The 1,832-nt window shown below is 69.7% G+C and carries 1 protein-coding gene; it reads right to left on the bottom strand.

All coding sequences use genetic code 11. The features are described 5' to 3' along the window. Positions 1–150: 150 nt before the first annotated feature. Positions 151–1,704 carry an IS1182 family transposase gene (locus tag IE107_RS34360; protein WP_189548259.1) on the bottom strand — a complete coding sequence of 518 codons (1,554 nt, stop codon included), beginning with the start codon at positions 1,702–1,704 and terminating at the stop codon, positions 151–153. Positions 1,705–1,832 lie beyond the last annotated feature (128 nt).

Raw genomic sequence — 1,832 nt, 5'->3', positions numbered from 1 at the left:
GACATACCCACTCCAGCCCCGCCAGAACACCACCCAAGCCAGCCAACCTAACGAAGTACTACTAGAAGATCACTGAAGATCTTGTTGTGGGGGCGGTTCCGCCAGCGGCGGGGGCGCCCCCGTGCTTCATGGTGTCGTCGGGGTCAGGGTTCAGGTGCCGTTGGCGGGTTCGAGGCCGAGGTTGACCAGTCGGCGGAGGTTGAGGGCAGCGGCGCGGTTTCTGAGCCAGGTGTCGTTCTTCAGGGTGCCGAGGTAGCGCAAGCGGCGGTTGCCTTGGGCAGTCAGCCAGGCGATGCCGCGTTCGACGGGCGGGCGCCAGCGGCGGTAGGTGTCCTTCCAGGCGGGGTCGGCCGCTTGGCGGCGGGCGTCGGCCAGCCGCTGGTGCTGGGGATGGACCTGCAGGACGCGGCCGGTCTTGGAGGTGGCGCAGCGCTCGCGCAGCGGGCAGCCGGTGCACAGCTTTTTGAACTGGGCCTGCCGGAATTCGCCCTTGAGTGGTTTGCCGAGCGTGACGATGTGTCCTGCCGGGCAGGTGACCTGGCTGTTTTCGGTGTCGATGGAGAAGTCGTCGCTCGTGAAGCCGCCGGGGACCGCCGGGCGGAGCGGCGGTGGTTTGAGGACCTGGTCGTGGCTGGCCTGTTCGAGGTGTTCGCGCAGGTCGGCGGTGCCGTAGGCGGAGTCGCCGAGTACCTGGACCGGCTCCGTCTCCTCGGCCAGGAGGTCCTCGGCGACCTTCGCCTCGTGGTTCTCCGGCCCGCTGCCGCGCCGCAGCGCGACCTCGGTGAACAGGCCGGTCTCCGGCTCGATGGCGACGTGGCCCTTGAAGCCCTCCTGGTGGCGGGTGCGGTTCTTGTGGATGTGCCGCGCCTCGGGATCGACGGTGGAGACCGTCCGGTCTCGGGCCGTGCCGCGGGTGATACGCCAGCGTCCGTCGCGGCCATCGGAGTCCTCGGCGGGCTCCACGTCCTGGCCGGCAACCAGCGCCAGCAGCCCGACCGCGTTCGCGGCCCGCTCACCCAACTCCTGCTCGGGCAGGCGGCCCAGCAGGTTGACCGCATCCGTGACCAGGGCGTCGACCAGCGCGGCGCGGGCCTGCTCGTCGTCCCAGGCGATCCGAGGTTTGCCCGCATCGGTGTAGTCGTGGGCGCCCAGGTACTGCGCGGCGATCTCGCCGGCGCCAGGGACCTCGCGGATCACCCGCCGGATCGCCGAGATCAGCTGGGTGACCGTGTCCTGGGTGGCGACCGCGTCGTCGAACACCGTGGAATCCAACGCCCGCCTCCGCTTCCCGCGCAGGATGCCGGTTGCGGCCACGACCTCTCTGACCCGGGTGAAGACCCGCCCCTGATCGGAGGAGCGCTGCAGGCGCCGCCGGAAGTAGGTCAGCAGGGACGGGTCGAACGCGGTGTCGTGCAGGCCCAGCCCGCACGCCGCCTTCCACCGCAGGTCGCACCGCAGCTCCAGCACGGTCTCCACGTCCGAGGTTCCGTACAGGCTCTGCAGCACCACCGCCACGGCCAGCACCTGCGGCGGCAGACTCGGCCGCCCGTTGGCCGAGGGGTACATGTCCGCGAACATCGACGCGGGCAGCAACCGCTCCCGGTGCTCGGCCAGGAACGCGAACACACTCCCCGCCGGGATCAGCTCCCGGCAGGTCTCCCACACGTCCGGGCCGACCGTCTCCCCAGCCCATTCCCCCTGCACGCACAGCAGTCTGGCCCCACGTCAGCACCCACGGGGCCAGAACCCGAGATTTTCAGTGATCTTCTAGTAGTACTTCGTTAGGTTGGCTGGCTTGGGTGGTGTTCTGGCGGGGCTGGAGTGGGTATGTC

Source organism: Streptomyces gelaticus (genome assembly GCF_014649535.1).
GTDB lineage: Bacteria > Actinomycetota > Actinomycetes > Streptomycetales > Streptomycetaceae > Streptomyces > Streptomyces gelaticus.
Note: the sequence above shows the minus strand (reverse complement) of the source record. Positions and strands in the feature narration are given on the sequence as shown.